22 protein-coding genes and 1 other RNA gene are annotated in these 24,579 nt (G+C 31.7%); 2 read left to right on the plus strand and 21 right to left on the minus strand.

The annotated features are described in order from the left end of the window. Window positions 1–11 precede the first annotated feature (11 nt). The 8 genes from RPL90_RS12665 to RPL90_RS12700 form a co-directional block, all read right to left on the minus strand. On the minus strand, window positions 12–3,452 hold the full coding sequence (locus RPL90_RS12665) for a dynamin family protein (RefSeq protein ID WP_313550321.1): 3,441 nt from the start codon (window positions 3,450–3,452) through the stop codon (window positions 12–14). 200 nt (window positions 3,453–3,652) lie between these two features. After that, the gene (locus tag RPL90_RS12670) at window positions 3,653–4,288 is read right to left on the minus strand and encodes an SDR family oxidoreductase (protein ID WP_313550324.1); all 636 of its coding nucleotides are present in this window, start codon (window positions 4,286–4,288) and stop codon (window positions 3,653–3,655) included. 407 nt (window positions 4,289–4,695) lie between these two features. Continuing rightward, window positions 4,696–5,601 (minus strand): EamA family transporter RarD, encoded by a 906-nt coding sequence (gene rarD, locus RPL90_RS12675; RefSeq protein ID WP_313550327.1) that lies wholly within the window; start codon window positions 5,599–5,601, stop codon window positions 4,696–4,698. A gap of 24 nt (window positions 5,602–5,625) precedes the next feature. Then, window positions 5,626–6,759 (minus strand): THUMP domain-containing class I SAM-dependent RNA methyltransferase, encoded by a 1,134-nt coding sequence (locus RPL90_RS12680; RefSeq protein ID WP_313550330.1) that lies wholly within the window; start codon window positions 6,757–6,759, stop codon window positions 5,626–5,628. Between the two features lie 146 nt (window positions 6,760–6,905). Continuing rightward, window positions 6,906–7,288: RNase P RNA component class B (gene rnpB / locus RPL90_RS12685), an RNA gene on the minus strand. A gap of 120 nt (window positions 7,289–7,408) precedes the next feature. Next, window positions 7,409–7,753, minus strand: a complete 345-nt coding sequence (gene gpsB / locus RPL90_RS12690) for a cell division regulator GpsB (protein WP_313550332.1) — start codon at window positions 7,751–7,753, stop codon at window positions 7,409–7,411. A gap of 13 nt (window positions 7,754–7,766) precedes the next feature. Beyond that, on the minus strand, window positions 7,767–8,333 hold the full coding sequence (locus tag RPL90_RS12695) for an SLOG family protein (protein WP_313550335.1): 567 nt from the start codon (window positions 8,331–8,333) through the stop codon (window positions 7,767–7,769). After that, on the minus strand, window positions 8,330–8,665 hold the full coding sequence (locus RPL90_RS12700) for a DUF1798 family protein (RefSeq protein WP_313550337.1): 336 nt from the start codon (window positions 8,663–8,665) through the stop codon (window positions 8,330–8,332). The genes RPL90_RS12695 and RPL90_RS12700 overlap by 4 nt, the downstream gene beginning before the upstream one ends. 257 nt (window positions 8,666–8,922) lie before the next feature. Here RPL90_RS12700 and recU point away from each other — a divergent pair, with 257 nt between their 5' ends. Next, window positions 8,923–9,552, plus strand: a complete 630-nt coding sequence (recU, locus tag RPL90_RS12705; RefSeq protein ID WP_313550339.1) for a Holliday junction resolvase RecU — start codon at window positions 8,923–8,925, stop codon at window positions 9,550–9,552. Next, window positions 9,549–11,732 (plus strand): transglycosylase domain-containing protein, encoded by a 2,184-nt coding sequence (locus RPL90_RS12710; RefSeq protein ID WP_313550342.1) that lies wholly within the window; start codon window positions 9,549–9,551, stop codon window positions 11,730–11,732. Before recU ends, RPL90_RS12710 begins: the two co-directional genes overlap by 4 nt. 59 nt (window positions 11,733–11,791) lie before the next feature. Here the strand turns inward: RPL90_RS12710 and RPL90_RS12715 are convergent, their stop codons facing one another. The 13 genes from RPL90_RS12715 to RPL90_RS12775 form a co-directional block, all read right to left on the minus strand. Next, window positions 11,792–12,130 (minus strand): YpoC family protein, encoded by a 339-nt coding sequence (locus RPL90_RS12715; RefSeq protein WP_313550345.1) that lies wholly within the window; start codon window positions 12,128–12,130, stop codon window positions 11,792–11,794. Window positions 12,131–12,135: 5 nt separating this feature from the next. Further along, window positions 12,136–12,795 carry an endonuclease III gene (gene nth, locus RPL90_RS12720; protein ID WP_313550347.1) on the minus strand — a complete coding sequence of 220 codons (660 nt, stop codon included), beginning with the start codon at window positions 12,793–12,795 and terminating at the stop codon, window positions 12,136–12,138. After that, a complete protein-coding gene (locus RPL90_RS12725; RefSeq protein WP_313550350.1) occupies window positions 12,785–13,471 on the minus strand; it encodes a DnaD domain-containing protein in 687 nt (228 codons plus the stop codon). The genes nth and RPL90_RS12725 overlap by 11 nt, the downstream gene beginning before the upstream one ends. Window positions 13,472–13,553: 82 nt before the next feature. Continuing rightward, a complete protein-coding gene (asnS, locus tag RPL90_RS12730) occupies window positions 13,554–14,846 on the minus strand; it encodes an asparagine--tRNA ligase (protein ID WP_313550353.1) in 1,293 nt (430 codons plus the stop codon). An 84-nt stretch (window positions 14,847–14,930) separates the two neighbouring features. After that, complete coding sequence (locus tag RPL90_RS12735; protein ID WP_313550356.1) at window positions 14,931–17,615, minus strand: helicase C-terminal domain-containing protein; 2,685 nt, start codon at window positions 17,613–17,615, stop codon at window positions 14,931–14,933. Window positions 17,616–17,638: 23 nt separating this feature from the next. Further along, complete coding sequence (locus tag RPL90_RS12740) at window positions 17,639–18,610, minus strand: biotin--[acetyl-CoA-carboxylase] ligase (protein WP_313550359.1); 972 nt, start codon at window positions 18,608–18,610, stop codon at window positions 17,639–17,641. Next, window positions 18,597–19,802, minus strand: coding sequence for a CCA tRNA nucleotidyltransferase (locus RPL90_RS12745; RefSeq protein WP_313550362.1), 1,206 nt, complete (start codon window positions 19,800–19,802; stop codon window positions 18,597–18,599). The genes RPL90_RS12740 and RPL90_RS12745 overlap by 14 nt, the downstream gene beginning before the upstream one ends. Then, a complete protein-coding gene (gene bshA, locus RPL90_RS12750) occupies window positions 19,795–20,925 on the minus strand; it encodes an N-acetyl-alpha-D-glucosaminyl L-malate synthase BshA (protein ID WP_313550365.1) in 1,131 nt (376 codons plus the stop codon). Before bshA ends, RPL90_RS12745 begins: the two co-directional genes overlap by 8 nt. A gap of 21 nt (window positions 20,926–20,946) precedes the next feature. Next, a complete protein-coding gene (locus RPL90_RS12755; protein ID WP_313550368.1) occupies window positions 20,947–21,258 on the minus strand; it encodes a nucleotide pyrophosphohydrolase in 312 nt (103 codons plus the stop codon). Between the two features lie 159 nt (window positions 21,259–21,417). After that, window positions 21,418–22,113 (minus strand): zinc metallopeptidase, encoded by a 696-nt coding sequence (locus RPL90_RS12760; protein ID WP_048793663.1) that lies wholly within the window; start codon window positions 22,111–22,113, stop codon window positions 21,418–21,420. Between the two features lie 39 nt (window positions 22,114–22,152). Then, entirely contained in the window at window positions 22,153–22,749 is a 597-nt protein-coding gene (locus RPL90_RS12765; RefSeq protein ID WP_313550371.1) for a DUF1405 domain-containing protein, read from the minus strand. Window positions 22,750–22,760: 11 nt separating this feature from the next. Beyond that, complete coding sequence (locus tag RPL90_RS12770; protein ID WP_313550374.1) at window positions 22,761–23,309, minus strand: YpiB family protein; 549 nt, start codon at window positions 23,307–23,309, stop codon at window positions 22,761–22,763. A 27-nt stretch (window positions 23,310–23,336) separates the two neighbouring features. Then, a complete protein-coding gene (locus tag RPL90_RS12775) occupies window positions 23,337–24,578 on the minus strand; it encodes a tetratricopeptide repeat protein (protein ID WP_313550377.1) in 1,242 nt (413 codons plus the stop codon). Window position 24,579: the final 1 nt, after the last annotated feature.

Genomic DNA, 24,579 nt, shown 5'->3' on the forward strand with positions numbered 1-24,579 from the left:
CTTTCTTTATGTTACAAAATTTGTGCTAAATCATCATTTGTCGCTTTTAATGATTTAATTAACTCGTCATCAAGTTTAAATGATAGCAATTCTTGAATTTGAGATTGTATTTCTTGTTCTAATTGTTCGTTTATGTCATAAACTTTTTCAGACATATCTGTTACTACATGGTTAAGTCCTTCTCTTAAATCAGCAATTTTTGGTTGTAATTGTGATATTGTACTTTCAGTGATGTCATCTTGTATGTGTTGTAGTACATTCGGTTGAATTAATTTTTTCTTCGTTAATGATTTTGGTAATAGTGATAACATTTCATTGAAATCGACTCTTAAATACGGCTCATCTAAACGTAAAAATGTTGCATCAATTTCAGGAGTAACAAAGACATGTAAATTTTCTAGTTTTTGTTTGATTGGTGCCATTTCATTAATATATTGTTCTTCAAAATGCTTTTTAATACGTTCAACAAGTAATGACTGTTCTAAATATAGACGTTGGTGAATTTGGTCTAAATAAATTTTCGTCGCTTTTTTCTTTTCTTCATTAAAGTCGCTACTTTTAGTCATTTGACTATTAAAGACTGAACGCACTTCGTCGCGTAATTGAATTTTTAAACGTTCTACTAAATGATATAGCTGGTCATCAACTTCATTATCAGTACTGTTATTAACATTTTGCATTAATGAAGGTTGAATAACATTTTTACCATCATATTTACGTAATTTAGACGTTCTTTCTTCTATTTGGACTTTATTTGTTTCGTATTCATCAATCATTTGCTCATATGCAGTTGAAACATGTTGTAATTGGTTAAGCATTTGGTCTTGTAAAATATATTTTGATTCTACGACAGTGAAGTGTTCAATATCATCACGTAAAGATTTCATTTCACCATCATTTCCCTTAAGTGACGCTCTACTAGAAACTGAATAAATCGTTGGGTCCATATTGACTTGAAGTAAGGCGCTTCTCACATAATTATACACTGCTGTTAAATCTTCGTTATTTTCTGCTAAATCAACGGCGTTAATTACCATTTTGAAAGCTTGATTAGAATTTAATTGGTTCATATCTTTCATATGTTCAATAAATTTCTTATCGTTATCGGTAAAGGCATGGTTAAAGTAACTTACATATAATATTAAATCTGATGAGGTTAATACTTTTTCTGTTTCATTCGTATGTCGTTGGTTATTTGAATGTAAACCTAGTGAATCGACAATGATTTTATCTTCTAACCATGGCAATGGTAACTTTAAGTGTACAGTATTAACGAAAGTAGCATATTCATCTTCTGCACTCCATTTTTTAATTTCATCTTTGGCAATTTTATGCGTTAAGCCTGACGCAATTTTTTCATGATAATCATTATAGTGTTTTTCGATTGCATTAACAAAAGCAAGTTGATTTTTTTCTAATTGCTCTTTTAATTTGTCATTTATAGATTCAATATATGATGGAATCGTTTCGAAAGATTGCCCTGTAACTTCATAAACGCTATTAAGTTCTTCTAGTAATTGCGCTTCTGATTTTAATGTAATTTCACTAACTTCACCGTATGAAATTTCAGTCATAGCAGCAGTCGTAGGATTTGGCGAACTAACTAAATAGTTACCACCTAATAATGCGTTGATTAAACTACTTTTACCTGCACTAAATGTACCGAAGACACCTATTTTCACAATTTTGTTATCCATACGTTTGATGGTATTAGCAATATCTTGTTTTGTTTGTTCAAATAAAGGTATTTGTTCAATTAATGATAAGCCTTGTTTAATTTTACTTGTTTGGTCTTCTTTAGCTACTGTAGATTGCACTTCTGTTTGTGCATGATTTTCTTGTTGTTCTTCTGTGGTAGATAATTCAAACGTAATTTCTTTACGATCAATTAATTTATCTAGAGAATCATCGATATGAATATAATAATGTCTGTAATTTCGTGTAGTTAAAGATTCTCTTAAGTTACGTAAAGCGATAAAATTCGCATAATCATTATAATCATCTTGAGATTCATCATTGATTTCAGACGCATGGGATAAATTTATGGCTTTTTTAAATAATGGATCAGATTCTTTTTTTATAAATTGCTGTATTGCTTTTAATACTTCATCACAAAAAGTTAACACGTATTGATTACTTATACTTATTTGTTCTTTATAAAGACTTTGTACAAGACTTGGCTCTATGACATAATGTTGGTTCAGAATAGCGTCGTTGACTTCAGAAGAATTAATGAATCTTGTTAAAAACGACATGTCTTCTCTTAATGGCTGTCTAATCTGTTGATTAACCTTATCTTGTAATTGTTCTACTACTAAATTTAGACGCTCTTCTTGAATTTCTAACGTCTTTTTCTTTTTATTAAATAAGCCGCCTACTTTGAACTGTTTACTTAAACTTTCTAAATAATTTCTGATCAATTCGCGTGTATCATGCGTCATAATATAAGCATTTTCTAATATATCTTTTCTTTTTTGATATAAAAAGTTATATAACTTGTCTGGATCATTTAATAATTGAGCTTCTTCACTTACTTCTTGGTGTTGTTGGAAATTAATATAAGCTTGGTCAAAGTCTTCTTCTTCGATATCCAATTGCGTTAAAGTATCTTGAATTTCATTTTGAATATAAGATAATTGTTCATCAGTAATAAATTTAACTATACGTTCTACATAGTGTTCAAGAGTCTCTCTGTGATTATCTTTTTCGACTAAATAATTAGATAGCGCATTAATTTCATTATTAAGATGTTCATATTTTGAAACATAAAATATTTTATCTAAATCAATATCCCATTCATTGACTGATTTTTCTACACGTTTTTTGAAATCATCAAAATGCAATTCGTCGTCATTATGTTTATCTATTTGATTGATAACAAAAACAATAGGTACATTTGCTTGATTCAGTTGCTTCATAAATTGGAAATTCAAAGCTGATTGCACATGGTTATAATCTACTGTATAAAAAATCACATTAGACGTGTACATAAATTGTTCTGTACTGGACTGGTGTGTAGAAACGTTTGAGTCCACTCCAGGCGTGTCCTGTAAAGTAAAACCTTTATTAAACTTAGATGAAGGAAATTTAATCTCGATTGATTCTACGTCGACGTTTTGTCTATTCATCTGTTTAACTTCATCATAGGAGTCTAATTGTGTGTATTGCTTATTACTTAAATTCGCTATAAGTCCTGGGTCGTCATCGACGGATACAATGGCCGTGTTACTTGTTGTAGGTACCGGAGAACTTGGTAAAATACTTTGTTCTAATAATAAGTTAATTAATGTTGATTTACCTGCTGAAAAATGACCTACAAATGTTGCTGTGTATTGATTTAAGTAAACCTTTTTAATTACTTGGTTAATAATATGAATAAGTCTATTGTTACTAGATTTTTCTACTTCTTTTTTTAATTTATATAATATATCGAGTTGCTCTGTGTTACCCATTTGCCAAAGTCTCCTTTAATGCTTACTTATAATTATTTATATTGTATAACAAATTAACGTTCGTCTAAAGTATCACTTACATTATAGTTTATAATACTTGGTTACTTATCTCTAATGTCTATTTAAACACAAAAAGTCCGTATATATAATCGCTTTCGCATGATTACATTATACGGACTCAAATAATGGGTCTATTTCTTTTATAGCCAAGATGGCTTATCCCCAGTACTATTTGGTTTATTAATACCAATATTTTCATTGACATATAGCTCTGGATCTTTAGCAATATTAACTATAACTGCCGCAACACTTTTGCGTGAAACCTCGGTACCTTTGAATGGTTCATTTTTAGCAGTTGTTTCATAATCGATTTCATTTTTATGGCTGAGCCATGCTGGTCTTAAGATTGTGTAATCTAAACCAGAAGATTCGATAATATTAGCTGCTTCGCGATAAACTTTTAATTTGTCACTAACTTGGTCTTTGACCCACTCACCAAAATTACCTGGTACTTCATCATATATACCTAGTGCTGTAACAAACACTAAACGTTTGACGTGCTTATTTGCCATAGCTTTAGCAATGACAGTGGCTTCTTTATCTAATTCTCCTGATAAACTAGCTACTACGAAATCTACGTCGTCCATCGCTCTTTCGACGTCTTCGTAATTTGTTGCATCTCCTTCACGGACTCTAATGCGATCTGATGCATAGTCCGGTAATCTATTAGCATCTCTTAAAAAGAGTCGTAAAGTATAGTTAGTGTTTTCCAAAAATGAATTTATTGCAGCTTTTGCAACTGCTCCGTTTGCGCCTAAAATTAATACTCTTCTCATTATCTCACTCCTACTTAAAAATTAAGTTAGCTTTAAAGTTTATAGCTAACGCTTAGTTTTAATATTTTAACAATATATTTTGTAAATTGTATGGTTTCAAACTCTATATTTCTCATTACATTTACCATAATACAGTTGCGCTAATTATTCTAGTATTAAACTCTATTTAATCATTGTAATTAAGTGTTAGTGATTCGGTAGCATTATTATATTATTGTAGAATTTCATCATTTGTAAAATAAAAAAATTATGGCGCTAACGCTTTTATCGTTATAATAATTAGCATCACAGTGCATTAAATTATATTAGATGCATAGATAGAATTAATTATTTATAAGTTTAATAAAAAAACAAGACGCTTACTGTTTGGTTAATGTAGTATGCGCCTTGCTTTAATGCTTATAAAATTATTGAATCACTGGATTTTTACTTTTTTTGATTTTTAAGTACTGTGAAATGCTATAAACGATAATACCTAACCAAATGAAGATAAACGTTATAAATTGATGGATATCAAAAGGTTCTTTAAAAACAAAGACGCCTAATACAAACATAAGTGTAGGCCCGATGTATTGTAGAAAACCAGTTAATGATAAAGGTATACGTTTAGCACCTGCTGAAAACAGTATGAGTGGTATTGCAGTTACAGCACCAGAAAAGACAATCCATAATGAAGAAATATTCATGCCAAAACTATTATGACCTTGTTGTATGACATACCATAAATATATCAGTCCAGCCGGTGCAGTTACGATACATTCAATCGTAATACTACTAATTGCATCAATCGGAACTAATTTTTTAATCAAGCCATATAAACCGAATGAAAACGCTAATAATAATGAAACATATGGAAATTCACCGATTTCAAATGTCATATATAAAACCCCGATAAAGGCTAATACAATTGCAATCCATTCAAATTTATTGAAACGCTCTTTTAAAAATATAAAGGCTAGTAAAATACTGATTAGTGGATTGATATAATATCCTAAACTAGATTGTAGGACGTGCCCGTTAGTTACGGCCCAAATAAAAGTCCCCCAGTTAATCGTAATTACGTATCCAGCTGCAATAATTGCGATAAGCTGGATAGGTTGTTTAATAAGTTGGTTGACGTTGTTAATAAATGGTTTTGTTTTATTAGATAAAATGACGACTAAAACCATAAAAATCATGGAAAATACAATTCTATATGCTAGTATTTCAAAGGCGCCAAAGCCGTGTATTAAGTCCCAATATATTGGCAAAATGCCCCATAAGAAGTACGCTGCGAAGGCAAATAAAATCCCTCTTTTAAATTCATTATTCATGTAGACACCTCCGCTTATATTTATTTAGTTTTTCGGTTTCTTAGCTCCCCAATATTGGAAATATGTACATTCAATATAACCATTAAATAATTTTCTTCTTTTTGTAGCTTTTTGGTTCGTTAAGAATTCAAATTCTTTATTACTCGTTAAGATATATGTGGATAAATATGGATGGTCGTTCATTAGTTTGCCAATATATCTATACATTTCTTCAACTTCGGCTCTATCACCAATACGTTCACCATAAGGTGGATTACCTATTAAGGCAACAGGATCTTCAGTATCAATTGTTAAAGTGTTAACATCTTTAACGCTAAATTGAATAATGTCACCTAAACCTACTTCTTCGGCGTTTCTTTTAGCGATTTCAATCATTTCTGGATCGATATCTGAAGCATAAATCTCAATTTGACGATCGTAGTCTGCCATATGATCTGCTTCATTACGCGCATCATCGTATAAATTTTCTGGAATAATCTCCCATGATTCCGAAACAAAATCTCTATTGAAACCAGGCGCAATATTTTGGGCAATTAAACACGCTTCAATTGCTATCGTACCTGAACCACAAAATGGATCAATTAAAGGCGTATCACCATTCCAATTAGCTAGTCTAATTAAACTTGCCGCTAAAGTTTCTTTAATAGGTGCCTCACCTTGTGCAAGCCTATATCCTCTTTTATTTAAACCAGAACCTGAAGTATCAATCGTTAATAAAGCTTTGTCTTTTAAAATAGATACCTCAATTGGATATTTAGCGCCAGTTTCATTTAGCCAACCGCTTTCGTTGTAAGCAGATTTCAGACGTTCTACGATCGCTTTTTTAACTATAGCTTGGCAATCTGGAACGCTATACAATGTTGATTTAACACTTTTACCTTGGACTGGAAAACTACCATCTTGATCTATAAAAGCTTCCCATGGTAAAGATTTTGTTTGTTCAAACAAATGATCAAACGTTGTTGTTGTAAATTGGCCAACAACAATCTTGACTCTGTCTGCAGTTCTTAACCATAAATTACATTTTACTATCGCAGTCTCGTCACCTTCAAAGAAGATTTTTCCGTTTTCCACTGTTGTTTCATAGCCTAATTCTTGTACTTCTTTAGCTACAATTGATTCAAGTCCCATTGGACATACAGCTAATAATTTATACATATTGTTTCTCCTTAAAAAAGTATATACTCTATCGTATCAAAAGTTGTTTTAAATAGATATAAGTTAAACTTTTACATTAATTGTTGATTTATTTTCAATTAAAAAAGCTCTCCTATATGGGAGAGCTTTGTAACTAGTGATGATATTTTTGTAAGCCATGTTCTGTACCGTTGTACTCATAACGTGTACTAGTCACACTGGTACGCAGGTGGTAACCATCTGTCTACACTTCTTTTAATCGTAAAAGAATGTCTCGTTTATACGTTGAATTCCGCTAAACAAGTGCTCCTACCAAATTTGGATTGCTCACTCGAGGGGTTTACCGCGTTCCACCTTTTATATTTCTATAAAAGCTACGTCACTGTGGCACTTTCAAACTATTTTAACCATATTGAAACAACTTAGGTTATTTCGTTGCCGTCAAATTAATGCCTTGACTTATTGTTTCGTCAAGCACGAACACTACAATCATCTCAGACTGTGTGAGCATGGACTTTCCTCTATATCGCTATAGCGATTACCCAAAATACCATCTTTAAGATTGTATCACTTTATTTAAAGTTAAACAATCAAATTAAAGTAGGTTTTGAAAAATCAAAACCTACTTTAGTATGTACTGTAACTCATTGATTGCAGTTAGATAGTAAGTTTATTTACCGAATACTGCTTTTTCTAGGTTAGAAATACGTTTAAGAATATCTACGTTATTATTACTGTTGTTATTGTTGTTACTGTTTGATGAAAAGTTTTTATTTTCTTGTGGTCTTGTTGTAGCAACGCGTAATCTTAAGTCTTCAAGTTCTTTTTTTAGTTTACTATTTTCTTCGGAAAGTTTTACTACCTCATTATTCAAGTCGGCCATTTTTTGATAATCTGCAATGATATCATCTAAAAATGCATCAACTTCTTCCCTTCTGTAACCACGAGTCATCGTTTTTTCGAAATCTTTTTCATAAATATCTTTTGCTGATAGTTTTAATGAAACATCTGACATTTTTCTCTCCACCTCATTCAAAACTTTGTTCTTGAGACCATTGTAAATCGTTAATGAACTCTGTTAATTCATCAAACGTCACTATGTCACAAGTATAGTTTGTTTTATCTTTAAATTCAACTAACTTCGTTTTAAAAAACTTTGGGCTTGCCTCTTGTTCTTCGTCATAAATTAAAATCGTTTGATCGGTATGGTCTAACATAAATTGATCGGTCTGTTGGAATTGATGCGGTCCTACATACTTAGTATGAAAAACACTGTCTACATAATCAGCCTGCTGTTCTATTTGCATATACTTGCTTTTGTTAGCATCGTTCCATCTTTCTGTATGACCATAAAATGGCGTAATGATACCTAATTTCAACTCAGGATAAGTAGCTTTTAATGATAATACTACTTCGGCTGCCCATAACTCTATACCAAGCTGCCCCTGTACTAATACCCATTCTAACCCTTCGTCAATCAATTGTTTAAACTTATGTTCGATAAATTGCTTTAAATAAAATACTTCAGGGGCGTCATCCTTAAAAATATTCAACTCAAAAGATTTATAGCCGGTGATATAAATTGTTTTAATCATAATAGGTACTCACTTCTGTGTATATAACCTAAATCATATTGCACAGCCTTTAGTTTTTCCATAAACAATTTCCTACTTGTCCTTTTAAAATGACATTCAACCGACAACGTTTCTATATTAGAAATTAAAATTTCAAATTTCTGTTTGTTCATATAAGAAAGACTTAATATTTCGGTTTCATGAGCTTTTATTTGAGTGAGTAAATTATCGATATGAGTTGTAAAAGGTTTAACTACCTCATAAAAATCGTAATCCCCTTTTTCTTTGGCAATCTCATAACGCGTTTGCATAAGTTGTACATCATTTATTAAGTCATCAATAAATTGTGGCATGAGATAACCTCCTACACAATCAATTTACCATAAAAGACATTTTGAGTCATTTATAATGTCAAATTATATTTAAATTAAAATTATGATATTACTTCTTAGAATGATTGTTTAATTTTAGAAAGAGCGTTAAAATGTATAAGGATGTATGTAGTGGTACACACATACATGTTTACCTTTCTCAAGAGATAGTATAATCACTTAAATTCATATACTAAAGACAATAGTATTTTGAATCTGAGACGAGTGTGGTGAAAAACATGAATTACCCTAATGGCAAACCATTTGTTAATAGAAATAAGTCTCAAGTCGGACGTAAACAACCTACGCAATCTAGTAGCATTGACTACGGTGGTAGAGGTATGTCACTGGAAGGTGATATTGAAAAAAGCAATACTTATTATTTACAAAACGGTGTTGCAGTGATACATAAGAAGCCAACACCAGTCCAAATTGTGAACGTCGACTATCCAAGGCGTAGTAAAGCCGTAATTAATGAGGCTTATTTTAGGACACCATCTACAACCGATTATAATGGCTTATATAGTGGTTATTATGTAGACTTTGAAGCAAAAGAAACTAAAAATAAAACTTCCTTTCCACTAAGTAACATTCATGAACATCAAGTCAAACACATGAAAGCTTGTTATAAACATGGAGGTATCGTATTTTTGTTAATACGTTTCAAATCGCTAGATGAAGTCTTTCTTTTACCCTATTCTAAATTTGAATTGTTTTGGGATAGATATAAAAATAACGTTAAAAAGTCTATAACGGTTGAAGAATTTAAAAAAAATGGTTACTATATTCCTTATCAGTATCAACCACGATTGAATTATCTCAAAGCAGTTGATAAGTTGATATTAGATGAAAGTGAGGACCGCGTATGACGGAGAACAAGAGGACTTCCGATGCAAACAATGGAAAGTCTGAGAAAAAAGAGAATAGAAATATTAAGCGTACAGTCATTAAAATCATTGGTTTTTTAATCATTGCCTTTATCATTTTAGCGCTTGTAGGTATTTTGTTATTCGCTTATTATGCTTGGAAAGCGCCAGCATTTACTGAGTCGAAATTACAAGATCCCATCCCAGCTAAGATTTATGATAAAGACGGTGATTTGATTAAAACTATTGATAATGGCCAACGTCGTGCCCATGTGGATCTTGATGAAGTGCCAAAAAACATGAAAAATGCAGTATTGGCTACTGAAGATAATAGATTCTATGATCATGGTGCTTTAGACTATAAACGTCTATTTGGTGCTGTTGCTAAAAACCTTACAGGTGGTTTTGGTTCACAAGGTGCATCAACGTTAACACAACAAGTTGTTAAACGTTCATTCCTTACAGATCAAAAATCTATCGCACGTAAAGCACAAGAAGCATACTTATCTTACCGTTTAGAACAAGAGTATAGTAAGGATGAAATATTCCAAATATACTTAAACAAAATTTATTACTCTGACGGTGTATACGGTGTTAAAGCCGCAGCTAAGTATTATTTCAATAAAGATTTAAAAGATTTAAATCTATCTGAATCAGCATATTTAGCAGGTTTACCTCAAGTACCAAACACATACAACATCTATGATCACCCTAAAGAAGCAGAATCAAGAAAAGATACGGTACTTTATCTAATGCAATATCACCATAGAATAACTAAGAAACAAAAAGAAGAGGCAGAAAAAACGTCACTTCAAGATAATTTAGTTAAACGTACTGACAAGCAACGTCAAGTTACAGATAAGAATGAGCATAAAGACTATGATTCATACCTTAACTTTGTTAAATCAGAATTAATGAATAATCCAGAATTCAAAAATAAAAATTTAGGTTCTGTATTAAATAGTGGTATCAAGATTTATACAAACATGGATAAAGATGCTCAATCTACATTACAAGATCGCATTAATAATGGTAGCTACTACAAAAATAGCGACCAACAAGTTGGTGCATCTATCTTAGACAGTAAGTCAGGTGCACTAGCAGCCATTTCTGGTGGTCGTAACTATAAAGATATTGTAGATAGAAACCAAGCAACTGATGCACACCCTACCGGATCTTCTTTAAAACCGTTCTTAGCATACGGTCCAGCTATTGAAAATATGAACTGGGCAACTAATCACTCGGTTAAAGACGAAAGTTCTTATCAAGTAGACGGTGTAACATTTAGAAACTATGACACTAAAGGTCACGGTACAGTTAAGATTTACGACGCGTTGAGAGAAAGTTTCAATATTCCAGCATTAAAAACTTGGCAACAAACAGTTCAAGACGCTGGTAAAGACGCACCGAAGAACTTTGCTAAGAAAGTTGGCTTAGATTATAGTAGTGACATTGGTCCTTCTGAAGTACTTGGTGGTTCAGCTTCTGAATTCTCACCTACACAATTAGCTTCAGCATTTGCTTCAATTGCAAATGGTGGTACTTATAACAATGCACACTCTATTAAAAAAGTTGTTAAACAAGATGGCGATACGATTGAATATGATCACACTAGCCATAAAGCTATGAAAGATTCTACATCTTACATGCTTGCTGAAATCCTTAAAGGTACATTCGAAGCATATGGTTCAGCATATGGACACGGTGTAGAAGGCATAAATCTAGCTGCCAAAACAGGTACAGGTACTTATGGTCAGGAAACTTATCAGCAGTACAACTTACCTGATGACGCAGCAAAAGATGTTTGGATAAACGGATTTACACCTAAATATACTATGTCAGTATGGATGGGCTTTAATAAAGTCAAACAAGGTGGTACTAATTCATTCGTTGGTCATACTGAACAAGAATATCCACAGCATCTATTAAAAGATGTTATGTCACAAATCAACCCTAAAGATGGTAAGGATTACAAAAAACCAGATTCAGTTGGTGGCGACAGTAAGGATAGCTTGTACATTAAGGGCCATAAAGATGATGACACTACTGATAACAAACCAACTGGTCAAGGCGGAAGCAGTAGTTCTAACTCATCAAGTTCAAACAGTAGTTCTAGCAGTAATTCAAGCAATAATTCAAACAATTCAAATACTCAAAGTAATAATAGCGCAAGACAACAATAAGGCAACGCTACTTCAAATAGAAGCAACAACGCGTTAACTAAATGATAAAAGCTCCGGTCTCAATTATTGAGACCGGAGCTTTTTTGTCTTATTTGATAAGATGCATTCATTTTTATTAATTCAGATTTTAAAGTTTTCATTTGCCGATAACCCATAAAATGGTATTTTCTTTGTTGCATATATTGATAACGTTCTTGAAAATTCATAGGAACGATTGGTAAGTGTTTTAATTTATCTAAATTTAATGACTGAATGTTATTTATTTGTTTAAAATAATCGATAATTAAATCAAAGTATTGATCTAAGTATGTTTTTGCTTTATCAGATTTCAATAGTTTATGATGTGCAAAATAATCTAACTCTGTTTCTATACTATTAAAGTCCTCTTTAGTAATCATATTTATCACGCTTCTTTCAATGTCGCTTTATAACGTTTTTGTCCTTCTCTACAGTCCTCAAAAAGTGGACAAATATCACATTTAGGGCTGCGTGCTAGACAATGATATCTACCAAAAAATATTAATTGATGATGTGTTCTATTCCAACGTTCTCTTGGTACTACTTTACAAAGTTTGTCTTCTACTTGTCTTACGCTATCTTTCCAACGACAAATGCCAAGTCGTTTAGATACCCTTTCGACGTGTGTATCAACTGCTAATGATGGTTCACCAAAAGCGACACTCATAACTACGTTAGCAGTTTTTCTACCTACGCCAGCTAAGGTTTCTAAATCGGCGTGCGTTTGAGGGATTTGCCCATCAAATTTATCTAACAATGATTGGCATAGCTTTTTAATGTTTTTAGCTTTGTTTCTGTATAGTCCAATTGTTCTAATATCATTTTCTAATTCAGCAATGTCTACCGCTAAATAATCTTCTGGACTTTTATATTTTTCAAAAAGCGGCTTAGTCATTTTATTGACTGCATTGTCTGTTGTTTGTGCAGATAACAAGACGGCAATTGTGAGTTCAAAAGGATTGTCGTGTACAAGTTCACATTCTGCGTTTGGAAACATTTTAGCTATGACGTCTATCATATTTAAAGCTTTTTTATTACTTACCATCAGGTGAACCTCCATTAAGCCAATCAACTTTTGGTATATTTTCCACAGTATGTTTCATTTTAGGCTGATTAAATTGTCGGCTTATTTTTTTTGAATCTTCAATCGTCTTCACATTATTTTTCTTCCAGTTTAATAAAATGCGATCTAAATATTTAAACGATAATTTATTTTGACTAGACGCTTCATCTAACGCAGTTTGAATCACATCTAAATCATGTTGATCTACATCAATCCATTGGTTTAATGTCTCCATTTCAAATGGTGACAATGGTCGTCCAAAAGTTTGTTCGATATTTTGGAATAATTGATTAAAATCTAACTCATGTTGTTCAGTCTTTTGGGTAATGTCAGTTTGAGTCAAAATTGAGCTTAGCTTATCATAAAAAGGATCTAAATCCATATATTCGGTGAATTTGCCCTCTTCGTCTTTACGCACGTTAAGGTTTAATAAATCACGTTGAATTAAATTTTGAATAATTGCTGTAATTTGTCTAGCTTCTAAAGTCGTTCCCCGTTGTAACGACTCGATTGATGGCTGCTTATTCGAAGTTTCGCCATCATGGAGTAACTTAATCAAAATAACTAATTCAGCTTCATTAATGCCAAGTTCGTTGTAGTGATAAAGGAGTTCTTTACGAATAACAACCGGTCTTGTTTTTAATTGATAGGCATTCATCCAGTTTCCTCCTTTTTATAATTAAATAAGTGTTAAAAAAGTCCAGCCGTTATGATGATGACTGGACAATTTGCTCTATATTTTATGGATATAAACGATTTAGTAATCTTGGGAATGGTGATGTTTCTCTTACGTGTTCTACACCAGATATCCATGCTACGGCACGTTCTAAGCCTAAACCAAAGCCACTATGTGGAACACTACCATATTTACGTAAGTCTAAGTAATAACTATAACTTTCAGCGTCTAATTCATGTTCGTTAATACGTTGTTCCATTAACGCTAAGTCATTGATACGCTCTGATCCACCAATAATTTCACCATAACCTTCAGGTGCAATTAAATCAGCACATAATACAGTGTCTTCGTTATCAGGATTTGGTTGCATATAGAAAGGTTTAATCTTAGTTGGGTAGTTCGTAATAAATACTGGTAAATCATAATGATTAGCGATTGCAGTTTCGTGAGGTGCACCAAAATCTTCGCCCCATTCTATGTCGTCGTAACCTTCTTCTTTTAAGAATTTAACTGCATCATCATAAGTAATTCTTGGGAAAGGTGTTGCAACTTTAGCTAATTTTTCTGTATCGCGCTCTAAAGTTTTTAGTTCGATTTTACAATTTTTTAACACTGATTGAACAAGATGTGTCACGTATTGTTCTTGTACTTCTAAGCTATCAGCATGATTATAAAATGCCATTTCTGGTTCAATCATCCAAAATTCGATTAAATGGCGACGTGTTTTAGATTTTTCAGCTCTAAACGTTGGACCAAATGAAAAAACTTTACCATGTGCCATTGCTGCAGCTTCCATATATAATTGACCACTTTGAGATAAAAATGCATCTTCATCAAAATATTTAGTATGGAAAAGTTCACTCGTACCTTCAGGTGCACTTGCTGTTAAAATCGGTGGATCAATTTTCGTGAATCCATTATTGTTGAAAAATTCGTACGTCGCACGAATAATTTCGTTTCTAATTTTCATAACAGCGTGTTGCTTTTTAGAGCGTAACCATAAGTGTCTGTGGTCCATTAAAAATTCTGTGCCGTGATTTTTTGGCGTAATAGGATAATCATGAGCTTCGTCTATTACTTCTATAGATTTAACTTGCATTTCGTAACCAAGGTCTGAACGTGTATCTTCTGTGATTTCGCCAGTAACAAAAAGCGAAGATTCTTGGGTAATATTTTTAGCTAATTGGAATGTGTCTTCTGAAACTTCTGCCTTCACTACGACACCTTGCATAAATCCAGTACCATCTCTAAGTTGTAAAAAAGCGATTTTACCACTTGAACGTTTATTGTGTAGCCAACCACCAATCGTCACTTCTTGGTTAAGGTAATTTTTTGCTTCTTTAATTGTTGTCTTCATAACCAGTCTCCTATAATTAATTTATCCTTATATATTTTAACAAAATCATTACATAACATCTAGTTAATTAAATGTAGTACGATGTTACTTTTTAATTTTATTTAACAAACGATGAAATTGTTTTATATCACCTTTGTTTTGTCTGAAATTTTCTAATGATTGTTCAAAGAAGTGTTTGTAGTTACTATTAATCAATCTGTCATCAAATGATACGAGTATACCTTTATCATTTTCACTTCTGATTAAACGGCCAATGCCTTGTCGGAACCGTGTTACGGCGTCTGGTAATACGTATTCTTTAAATGTAGATGTAAATTCTGATTCCATTAACCAAAATTTCGTATTATTTTGATTCATAAATGGGAGTTTAGCAATCATTACACATTTAATACCATTTGATTGAAAATCAAAACCTTCAAAAAATGTACCCGTACCTAAAAGAATGGCTTTGTCAAAACTATTAAATTGTTGTACGATTTTATAATTTTGATTTGGTTGTTGTGTAAGTATGACATAGTCTTCAAATTCAGGTAATTCGTTTAATAATTCTTGAACAAGGTGCATCATTCTATAACTAGTAAACAGTATTAAACATTTTGACGCTACTACATTGACATATTCCGTCACATAATTAATTATCGAAGAAACATAATCATTAATATTTTTATAGTTGTAGGATGCTACATCATTAGGAATAAACACTGTAGTTTGATTTGCATTTTGCACGTTACTGTCAATCTCATAAGTGTTGAACGATACGTCTTCGTTAAACAAATTTTTAAAATTATCAAATGAATGATTGAAAGTTAAAGTACCAGAGATAAATGTTAAGGCATTAAACTTATTTAAGACTTGAGACGTTAAAACATCTTTAACGTTATAATCTTTTACATGTAACTTAATTGTAGATTTCTGTGACAAGTTTTTAATAGATAAATAACGCGTATGTTTATTTTTTAAACTTTGTTCAATTGCCTTAAAACGATCATTTATATATAACAGTTGCTTTCTAACTGATTTAATCAATTTATGACTCATACCATTGAAGAATTCTAAAGACATATTCAATTTATGAATAATTGTTGATAACTCTTTAATAATAGGCTCGCTATCAAAATGGTATACGAAATGAAGTTTGTTCATATCGTCATCATGCACTTCTGAATTATTAATAGTTTTAAAAATAGTGTCGAACAGTTGTTCATTTAAATCATGAATCTCGTTTATTGTAACTTTAAGACCAAAAACATCAATGGGTGGTATATCAAGTTTTTCTAATATACGCTTTTGTTCGAGCATATCAATAGATTTTAAAAGCTTTTCATTTTCTGTTTTACCGATCAATCCAAGCTGATATTTTATATCTGAATAACTCAATTCGTTTGTAACTTGATTTAAAGCATAATCGGGTAAGCGATGTGCTTCATCAATAATACAATCATCAAAAAGTTGATAAATTGAATTATCAGGTGAAGAATGTATTAAATGTGCATGGTTTGTTATACCTATTTGAATATTATGTGCATTACGTTTAATAAAATTATAAAAATGAATATCATTACGAACAGGTACATAAGTTTCCAATTTTTGATCAAAATACATTTTTTGACCGCCTTTTAAATTTAGCTCTTGAATATCACCAGTATCTGTTTCGGTAATCCATATTAATAATTGCATTTTTAATATGTTTACTTCGTAATTACTTGATTCATCTTTTAAAATTTGACTAATTAAACCTAACGAAATGTATTCATTTTTGCTTTTGATCAGCGTAGTATTGACTTTGAAATTTAAAGCCTGCTTAATCATAGGTATATCTTTTTCTAATAATTGATTTTGCAGTAATTTGGTATTCGTTGAAATCATGACATGTTTGCCAGTTTCAATGTTATACATTAAGGCTGCTAATAAATAAGCGAATGACTTTCCGCTACCTAATGGGGCTTCAATCATTGCCTTACTACTATGCATGAGTTGTTCTAATATAATTTCTGCTAGATAAAGTTGTTGCGGTCTATACGTCATATCTAACCGCTCAATAATATTTGTATATAACGCTTTTAAAGTGCCGTTATAATCTAGGTGTGGCATTTTAAAATCTTTTTGCTTTTTATAAATAATTTGCTCAAATTTAGCAAAATGTTGTGGCAAATCCGTAGTTTGATGGGCACGTACTAATTCAAATAAAATATTATGCAAATCGTATTTAAGGTTTTTACTTAAATAATATAATTGCTTAAGTGTATCTAAAGGCAATTGTGAGAATTTTTCAAAAGCTAGAATCATTAATTTAGCCGTAGTGGTTGCATCTTCATCTGCTCTGTGTGCATTGTTTAATGGAATGTCATGAGCTTCTGCAAGTTCACTTAGTTGATAACTTTTATCTGTAGGGAATGCTACTTTAAATAGTTCTAATGTATCTAAAACTTTACGAGGTTTATATTTAATACCACAGTTTTTAAATGATTTACGGATAAAATTCAAATCAAATGCCACGTTGTGAGCAACAAAAATACAATCTTTGAGCTGGTTGTATATATCCTCTGCTATATCTTGAAAATATGGTGCCTGTGTCAACATATCTTCTTCTATTGATGTTAGTGCTTGAATGAATGGAGGAATTTCTAAATCTGTTTTTATCATAGAATGATAAGTACCGATAATTTTGTTTTCACGTACGAAAGTAATACCAATTTGTATTATCTCATCGAAATCTAATTGGTTTCCTGTAGTTTCTAGGTCGACTACAGCGTAACACGGTTCGGTCATTATTATTTTCCTCCTTTCCTTGTTTATATTTCTATATCAGCACTCATTAATTTTTTTGTTTCGCCAGTACTGTCTTTTACAATTAAATAACCATCTTTATCTATGTCTATAGCTTTTCCACTAAATTGAATATTATTCTCAGTAAATCTTAACTCTTTATTCCAAATATTTGAAGCTTCTATGTATTCATCACGAATTGCTTCAAATGGTTTAGTACTAAATTGAGCATAACGATATTCTATATTAGTGATAAGTGATTTTAAAAAGTGATAACGATTTATCTTGTCATCACTATGCAACGCGATGCTAGTTGCTTTGTGTTTTAATTCATCAACAAAATCTTCTGCGTGATGATTCATATTAATTCCAATACCACATATAACCGCTTCTATGCCATCACTGTTTGCAACCATTTCAGTTAGAAAACCACAAACTTTTCTCCCTTCAATATATATATCATTCGGCCACTTAACTTTAACTTCATCGTTAGAAAACTGTTGAATAGCATCTCGAATACCTAAAGCCATAAATAAATTAAATTTAGTGATCATTGAAAACGCTACTTCCGGACGCAGTACGATCGACATCCATAATCCTTTACTTTTGGCAGAAGTCCAAGGTCTGTTAAAGCGCCCCTTACCTTGTGTTTGTTCATCACTTAAAATTAAAAAAGTTTCTTTATTTCCAACTAATTGTTGTTTAGCTTGCAGTTGCGTAGAATGAATAGATTCATAAACTTCTATAGTATTAAAAAGACTTTGTTCCTGAATTAATGGCACTACGATACCTTCATACCACCTGTCAGGTAACGTAATAAGTCGATGCCCACGATGATTTATTGATTCTATATCGCAGCCTTCATTTTTGAGTTGGTCGATAATTTTTTTTACTGAAGTTCGCGAGATATTAAGTTGTTCGGCGATATATTGCCCAGATACATATTCAAGTTGATGTTGATATAAAATATGAATGACATTTTGACTATACTTTGACATGTTCTTTCACCCACTCTAAAATTTTAGGTTTATAATTCGTTAATTGACCATCAATTATCGCAATTTCAATCATTCTCAATGCTTCTTTTATCCATGGACCACTTCGTTGTTGCAGACTGTCAATTAAGTCTTTACCGGAAATGTCTATTTCTGACCTATTGTTAATAGGCATTTCATGTGCGACTTCACGTATAAGTTGTTCATTGAAAATAATTGGTGACGGTAACGCAATATCATTTTGTTTCAATGTTTCGCTGTAAGATAAAATTGTTAAGTTATAGTGTAACCCATAATCATAAATATGTAATTTAAGTTGTTGTTTTGTATTAATGTGTTGAAGAGAAGTTAATAAAGTATTATAAGTTAAGATTTCCTTCTTTTCGTTATTACTTATTTTTAATTGAGTTAGTTGCGCGTTACCATTCGTTAACTTATGTTGAATTAATGCAATTAATAGATTAAATGGAAGCGGTTCATTTATATTAATTTTATTCATATCGTAACTACTGAAAAATGGAATGTAAGCAAATGCATTTAATCTTATAAGATTGTTATAACTTACAGCCACATTTTTACCAGAGAACAATTTTTTGAATTCTACGATGATGCGTTCTATAGAGAGAGATTCAATATTTTGAATTTTTGATTGCATACCTTCAAAGGTTTTGTTGTCTAATGTAAATGCTAATTGTGATTGAAATCTTAATCCTCTAATAATTCTAAGTGCATCTTCCTCGAATCGTTCTACAGCATGACCAACAGTTTTAATTTTTTCTGCTTTAATATCTGCTTTGCCGTTAAAATAATCAATCATGTTATATTCTTCATCCATTGCAATGGCATTAATGGTAAAATCACGACGTTTAACATCTTCGTATAAATCACGAACGAAAACAACGCCGTTAGGTTTACGATGATTTACATATTCCTCTTCGATTCTAAATGTAGTTATTTCGTAACTGCTATTATTAAATAATACATTTATCGTACCATGTTCTTTACCAATAGGTACTGTTTTAGGAAAAATGCTTTCTATTTCCTCTGGCGTAGCACTTGTAGTGATATCGATATCATGAATGTCTTTATTCATTAAATAATCTCGTACGGAACCACCTACAAAGTATGCTTCAAACCCATGTTCTTTTATTTTACTTATAATAGGTTTAGCATCTTCAAATAATATATTAGTCATGATTACCCTCTAACATTTGTCTATAATAGTATTCATATTGATCAGCAATTAAATCAGATGAGAACCGTTGTTCTATATCTTTAAGCATTGCTTGTTGTAAATTATTATATAGTGTAGCATCAGTTAATAGTTTAAGTGCGTATTCACTTGCTTGTGTACTATCACCAACATCTACTAAATAACCGGTTTCACCGTGTCTAATTACCTCTTTAATACCTCCAGCGGTTGAACCGATTGGTACGACACCGGATTTCATGGCTTCTAAAAGCGTTAAGCCAAAACTTTCTTTTTCACTTAATAATAACACTAAATCAGCTAATTGATAAAACTCACTTACCCAATCTTGTTTACCTAAAAAGATAACGTGTTCTTCTACATCTAAATCCTTTGCGAGTTGTTTCATATCCATTAATTCGGGTCCATCACCAATTAATAATAATTTAGATGGCATTTGTTTATGAAGTTTAGCAAACGTTTCAAGCACGGTGTCTATGCGCTTAACAGCTCTAAAATTTGAAACGTGAATAATAACCTTTTCCGCTTCTTTAATACCATAATACTGCTTTAAATTGGTATTTCTTATTGTAGGGAACTCATTTTCCCTCACGAAATTATAAATAGGGATAATGTCTTTAGATGTTTCTATAATTTCTTGTGTTTGTGCAGCTAATGATTTACTTACACTCGTAACAATATCACTCTCTTCGATACCAAATTTTATAGCATTTTTTAATGAGTGGTCATAACCCAATACTGTGATATCTGTGCCATGTAGTGTCGTCATTATTTTGATATCCTTGCCAGACATTTGTTTGGCTAAAATACCACAAACAGCGTGAGGTACGGCATAGTGCATATGTAGTAAGTCTAAATCGTATTCATTTATCACTTCGGCAATTTTAGTACTAAGTGTTATGTCATAAGGAGGATATTGAAATACAGCATATTGATTAACTTCTACTTGGTGGAATGTAATGTTTGGTAATGGTTTACGAATCCTAAAAGGGATATTAGAAGTAATAAAATGTATATCATGGCCTCTCTCTGCTAATTTTATACCTAATTCTGTAGCAATGATGCCTGATCCACCCATAGATGGATAGCAAGTAATTCCAATTTTCATCAGGAGCTCACTCCCTTTCTATCAGTCGTAACGATTTTTATCGCGTTTGTTGTATTTATCCATAGTTTCATTAAAACTCTCAGTCATATCTATATCAAGTGAGTTTGCAATACATAGTAACACAAACAGGTTGTCACCTAATTCTGCTTTAATTGTATTGTCGTCTTCCCTATCTTTTTTCTTTTTTTCACCATATAAATGATTGATTTCTCTAGATAACTCTCCAACTTCTTCTGTTAAACGAGCTAAATTTGCTAACGGTGAAAAATAGCCAGTGTTAAATTGACCAATAAACGCATCTACTTCTTTTTGCATTTCTGTCATTGATTTCAATTTAATCGCTCCTTTGTATAATCATGTCCTATTTAGTATAGACTAAATCAAAGCGCTATGCATTAATGATGCAACAACAATATGGCATTAAATTTAATGTAATAACATAAGAAAAAAGCACATCTTTTCAATTGAAAAGATGTGCTACTATAAAAATGATTAATCACTAGATCTAGCAATAAGAATAAATCTTACAAGTTCTGCTAAAGCAACTGCTGTTGATGCAACATATGTCATTGCTGCCGCTGATAATACTTTTTTAGCATGTTTGTATTCATTCTCATTAACAATGTTTAACTTAGTAATTTGTTTCATTGCTCGGCTACTGGCATTAAACTCCACTGGTAAAGTAACGATAGAGAATAGTACCGCGAAAGCCATAAATGCAATACCAATCCATAAAGCAGTAGTACCTATTGCACTTTGCATACTTGTTAAGATGATACCAGCAATAATAGCGATATATCCTACTGAATTACCAATAGAAGCCAATGGTACTAATGCTGTTCTAAATCTTAAATAGAAATAGCCTTGTGCATGTTGAATCGCATGTCCAACTTCATGTGCTGCAATTGCTGTTCCGGCTACAGAAGGTCTACTAAAGTTGGCTGGTGATAATACAACGACCTTTTTACGTGGATCGTAATGGTCTGTTAAGAAGCCTTCACCTTCTACGACATCAACATCATAAATGCCGTTCGCATGTAAGATTTCTAATGCAACTTCTTGACCTGTCTTACCACTCGTGGATCTAACTTGTGAATATTTTTCATAGTTTGATTTGACTTTGTGCTGCGCCCACAATGGTAGGAGCATTAAAATAACAATATATATAATATAAGATATTAAAGACAAAAATCCTCACTCCTTTGTATTCTTATTTTACTGTCAACGTTAAAAATGGTCAAATGTTTTACTCTTAAAAACGCGCCATAAATATAATAGTATTGAGATAATGCTTAACCACATCGTTAAATATGCTATAGCGCTAACGTGTTGTTCGATAAATGGGTAATATGGATATTGTTTAAAAACGTAATCTATAACATCATTATGAAAGACCCAAATCATTCCAATAATAAGTCCTAATATTGTCACTTTCATTCTAGGATAGAAAATGATTGCCTCTAAAGCCATTATACTATGAGAGATAATTAACATTAAGCCGTTTAAAAAGACCTGACGCTCATCGATAAACATTATTATATTCATTAATACAGCCCACACACCATATTTAAATAAAGATACGAAGGCTAAAGCTTCAATGACGGAATTACTTTTGTTAAATATAACAGCTAAGATAACAAAACATAAGAATAATGAAGCGGTCGGGCTATCTGGTACAAATATGACGAACTGCCAATCAGTTATGCTCAATTGCGTATCGTACCAAATATAACCATAAATTGTACCTGCCAAATTGCATATTAATAATATCCATAAGGCTACTTTATTATAAATTAACGCGTTAATGATTGTTTGTATAGACATAAGTCGTTCCTCTAAGAATTTGAATTTCTAGATTTAAATAGCTTTAAAATTTGAGATAATTGATAAAATTGTTCTGGCTGTCTAAATTGTAAACTTAAATCAATATTGTCTTGTAAGTGTTGAATAATTGATGACTCGTGTTGTGTAGACAACGGTATTGTAAAGATATCATTCATATAAATGGCATAATATGGAGACTTTAGTAATTGATATACTAATAATTCATCCAGTCGGCGATCTCGTTTACTGTTTTGAGCAAAATTGATTTTAATATCTAGCGATAAATTAGAATTAGCAATGAAAGTAAATATTTCATTGCTATTGATGAGAATACTATCTGTTGTTTTTAAAGTAATCGCTTCTTCATTGGCAGATTTTGTTGATATATCCAATGTATTATGATTATGGATTATTTCGTAAACAAAATGAATGTTATCTATATGTTGAGGTGAGCTTTTAAGATAGTTTAGCACCCAGACGCTAATTCTAGATTTAAATTCATATTGGAACAACAAATATTCGATAAAGTTAATTTTCATTTGATTTAAAGTTGTTGTCATTAGCGCTCACCTCACTATAGATTTATCTTATTGTATACGTTGTGCTTCTTCATGCCAAGTTTCATTACTTGGTTCAAGTTCTAATAATTGATTTAATATCGTTTTAGCAGTATCTATTTGACCAATTTCAATTAAATAGTAATAGTAGTCGCTTAAAAATTCTGCTTGTGTTTGTAAAGTTGGATAAGCAAGATTAAAGAAGTGTTGCGCTTCTTTATCACGCTCTTCTTGCCCATAGGCATAAGCTAAATGCCACATAAATACTGGGTCAAGATCTTCTTCATCTACATATTGTAAAAGTGAAATTAGAGATTCATAATCTTCTTCACTTCTAAATAGATCACTAAGAATAAGTAAAGGTTCTTGATAAGAATTATCTACATCCAATGCTTGTGTTAATAGTGATACACCTTCATTTGCATCGCCGTGGTCTATTTCAAGTTTACCTGTCGTTACCATTAATTCTTTATAAAATTGACTTAAACGTAATCCTTCTTTACCGATTTCGATAGCATCCGCATAATTATGTTCTTGTTCATGCAATTGTTGTAAGAAAAAGTAACCTTGTAAAAAGTCTGGGTCTTTAGATAATAGCGTTTGAACTAATTTAATTGCTTCTTGCGTTAATTCGTTTTTGTCATACGCAATTGCTTTTTTAAAGTAATCTTCAGAGTTCATTTCGTCATCATTTATCTCATCGAACATCTTTATAGCATCACTATAGTTCCCACTTTGTAAACTGCAGTCAGCAATACGCGAAAATAGATTTACGCCATTAATTTCATATTCACCTGTTTCAAGTACTGTCTCATATTCTGAGGTAGCTCTTAAGTATTGGCCATCATAATATAATATTTCTGCCAATGCGAAATGAATAATTGGATCGTTAGGTTGTAATTCACGTGCTTCAGTTAATTTATCTATTGCTACTTCTAACATGTTAAGTTGTTGATATAAATCGGCTTCAAGCATTAATTTTTCTGGTGATACTTCAACTTCTGTTAAATATTCTAAAGCTTCATCAGTTTGGTCTTCCGCTATCAGACCATCGATTAAATAAATTAATAATTCACTTTCATCTGGATATTTACTATAAAGCGTTCTAAATACCTCAATAGCTTGTGGTGTTAAACCAAAATTAAATAAAGTCTCACCTAAAATAAATAAAGCATCATCATTTGTAGAACTTAATGCATCATTAACACGAGTATCTAAATTATCCAATTTTTGTACATTGATATCGTCTATAAGTTTGTAGATATCTTGCATA

The organism is Staphylococcus kloosii, assembly GCF_032139365.1.
Classification (GTDB): domain Bacteria; phylum Bacillota; class Bacilli; order Staphylococcales; family Staphylococcaceae; genus Staphylococcus; species Staphylococcus kloosii_A.

Excerpts from the sequence above, each read along its gene's own strand:
- RPL90_RS12770 (WP_313550374.1), bottom strand. The coding sequence starts at position 23,309 with ATGACAACAACTTTAAATCAAATGAAAATTAACTTTATCGAATATTTG.
- RPL90_RS12740 (WP_313550359.1), bottom strand. The coding sequence starts at position 18,610 with ATGTCAAAGTATAGTCAAAATGTCATTCATATTTTATATCAACATCAA.
- RPL90_RS12715 (WP_313550345.1), bottom strand. The coding sequence starts at position 12,130 with ATGATTACTAAAGAGGACTTTAATAGTATAGAAACAGAGTTAGATTAT.
- RPL90_RS12710 (WP_313550342.1), top strand. The coding sequence starts at position 9,549 with ATGACGGAGAACAAGAGGACTTCCGATGCAAACAATGGAAAGTCTGAG.
- RPL90_RS12680 (WP_313550330.1), bottom strand. The coding sequence starts at position 6,759 with ATGTATAAATTATTAGCTGTATGTCCAATGGGACTTGAATCAATTGTA.
- rarD (WP_313550327.1), bottom strand. The coding sequence starts at position 5,601 with ATGAATAATGAATTTAAAAGAGGGATTTTATTTGCCTTCGCAGCGTAC.
- gpsB (WP_313550332.1), bottom strand. The coding sequence starts at position 7,753 with ATGTCAGATGTTTCATTAAAACTATCAGCAAAAGATATTTATGAAAAA.
- RPL90_RS12735 (WP_313550356.1), bottom strand. The coding sequence starts at position 17,615 with ATGACCGAACCGTGTTACGCTGTAGTCGACCTAGAAACTACAGGAAAC.
- RPL90_RS12670 (WP_313550324.1), bottom strand. The coding sequence starts at position 4,288 with ATGAGAAGAGTATTAATTTTAGGCGCAAACGGAGCAGTTGCAAAAGCT.
- bshA (WP_313550365.1), bottom strand. The coding sequence starts at position 20,925 with ATGAAAATTGGAATTACTTGCTATCCATCTATGGGTGGATCAGGCATC.
- asnS (WP_313550353.1), bottom strand. The coding sequence starts at position 14,846 with ATGAAGACAACAATTAAAGAAGCAAAAAATTACCTTAACCAAGAAGTG.
- RPL90_RS12725 (WP_313550350.1), bottom strand. The coding sequence starts at position 13,471 with ATGAATGCCTATCAATTAAAAACAAGACCGGTTGTTATTCGTAAAGAA.
- recU (WP_313550339.1), top strand. The coding sequence starts at position 8,923 with ATGAATTACCCTAATGGCAAACCATTTGTTAATAGAAATAAGTCTCAA.
- RPL90_RS12745 (WP_313550362.1), bottom strand. The coding sequence starts at position 19,802 with ATGACTAATATATTATTTGAAGATGCTAAACCTATTATAAGTAAAATA.
- nth (WP_313550347.1), bottom strand. The coding sequence starts at position 12,795 with ATGGTAAGTAATAAAAAAGCTTTAAATATGATAGACGTCATAGCTAAA.
- RPL90_RS12775 (WP_313550377.1), bottom strand. The coding sequence starts at position 24,578 with ATGCAAGATATCTACAAACTTATAGACGATATCAATGTACAAAAATTG.
- RPL90_RS12695 (WP_313550335.1), bottom strand. The coding sequence starts at position 8,333 with ATGATTAAAACAATTTATATCACCGGCTATAAATCTTTTGAGTTGAAT.
- RPL90_RS12700 (WP_313550337.1), bottom strand. The coding sequence starts at position 8,665 with ATGCCACAATTTATTGATGACTTAATAAATGATGTACAACTTATGCAA.
- RPL90_RS12665 (WP_313550321.1), bottom strand. The coding sequence starts at position 3,452 with ATGGGTAACACAGAGCAACTCGATATATTATATAAATTAAAAAAAGAA.
- RPL90_RS12765 (WP_313550371.1), bottom strand. The coding sequence starts at position 22,749 with ATGTCTATACAAACAATCATTAACGCGTTAATTTATAATAAAGTAGCC.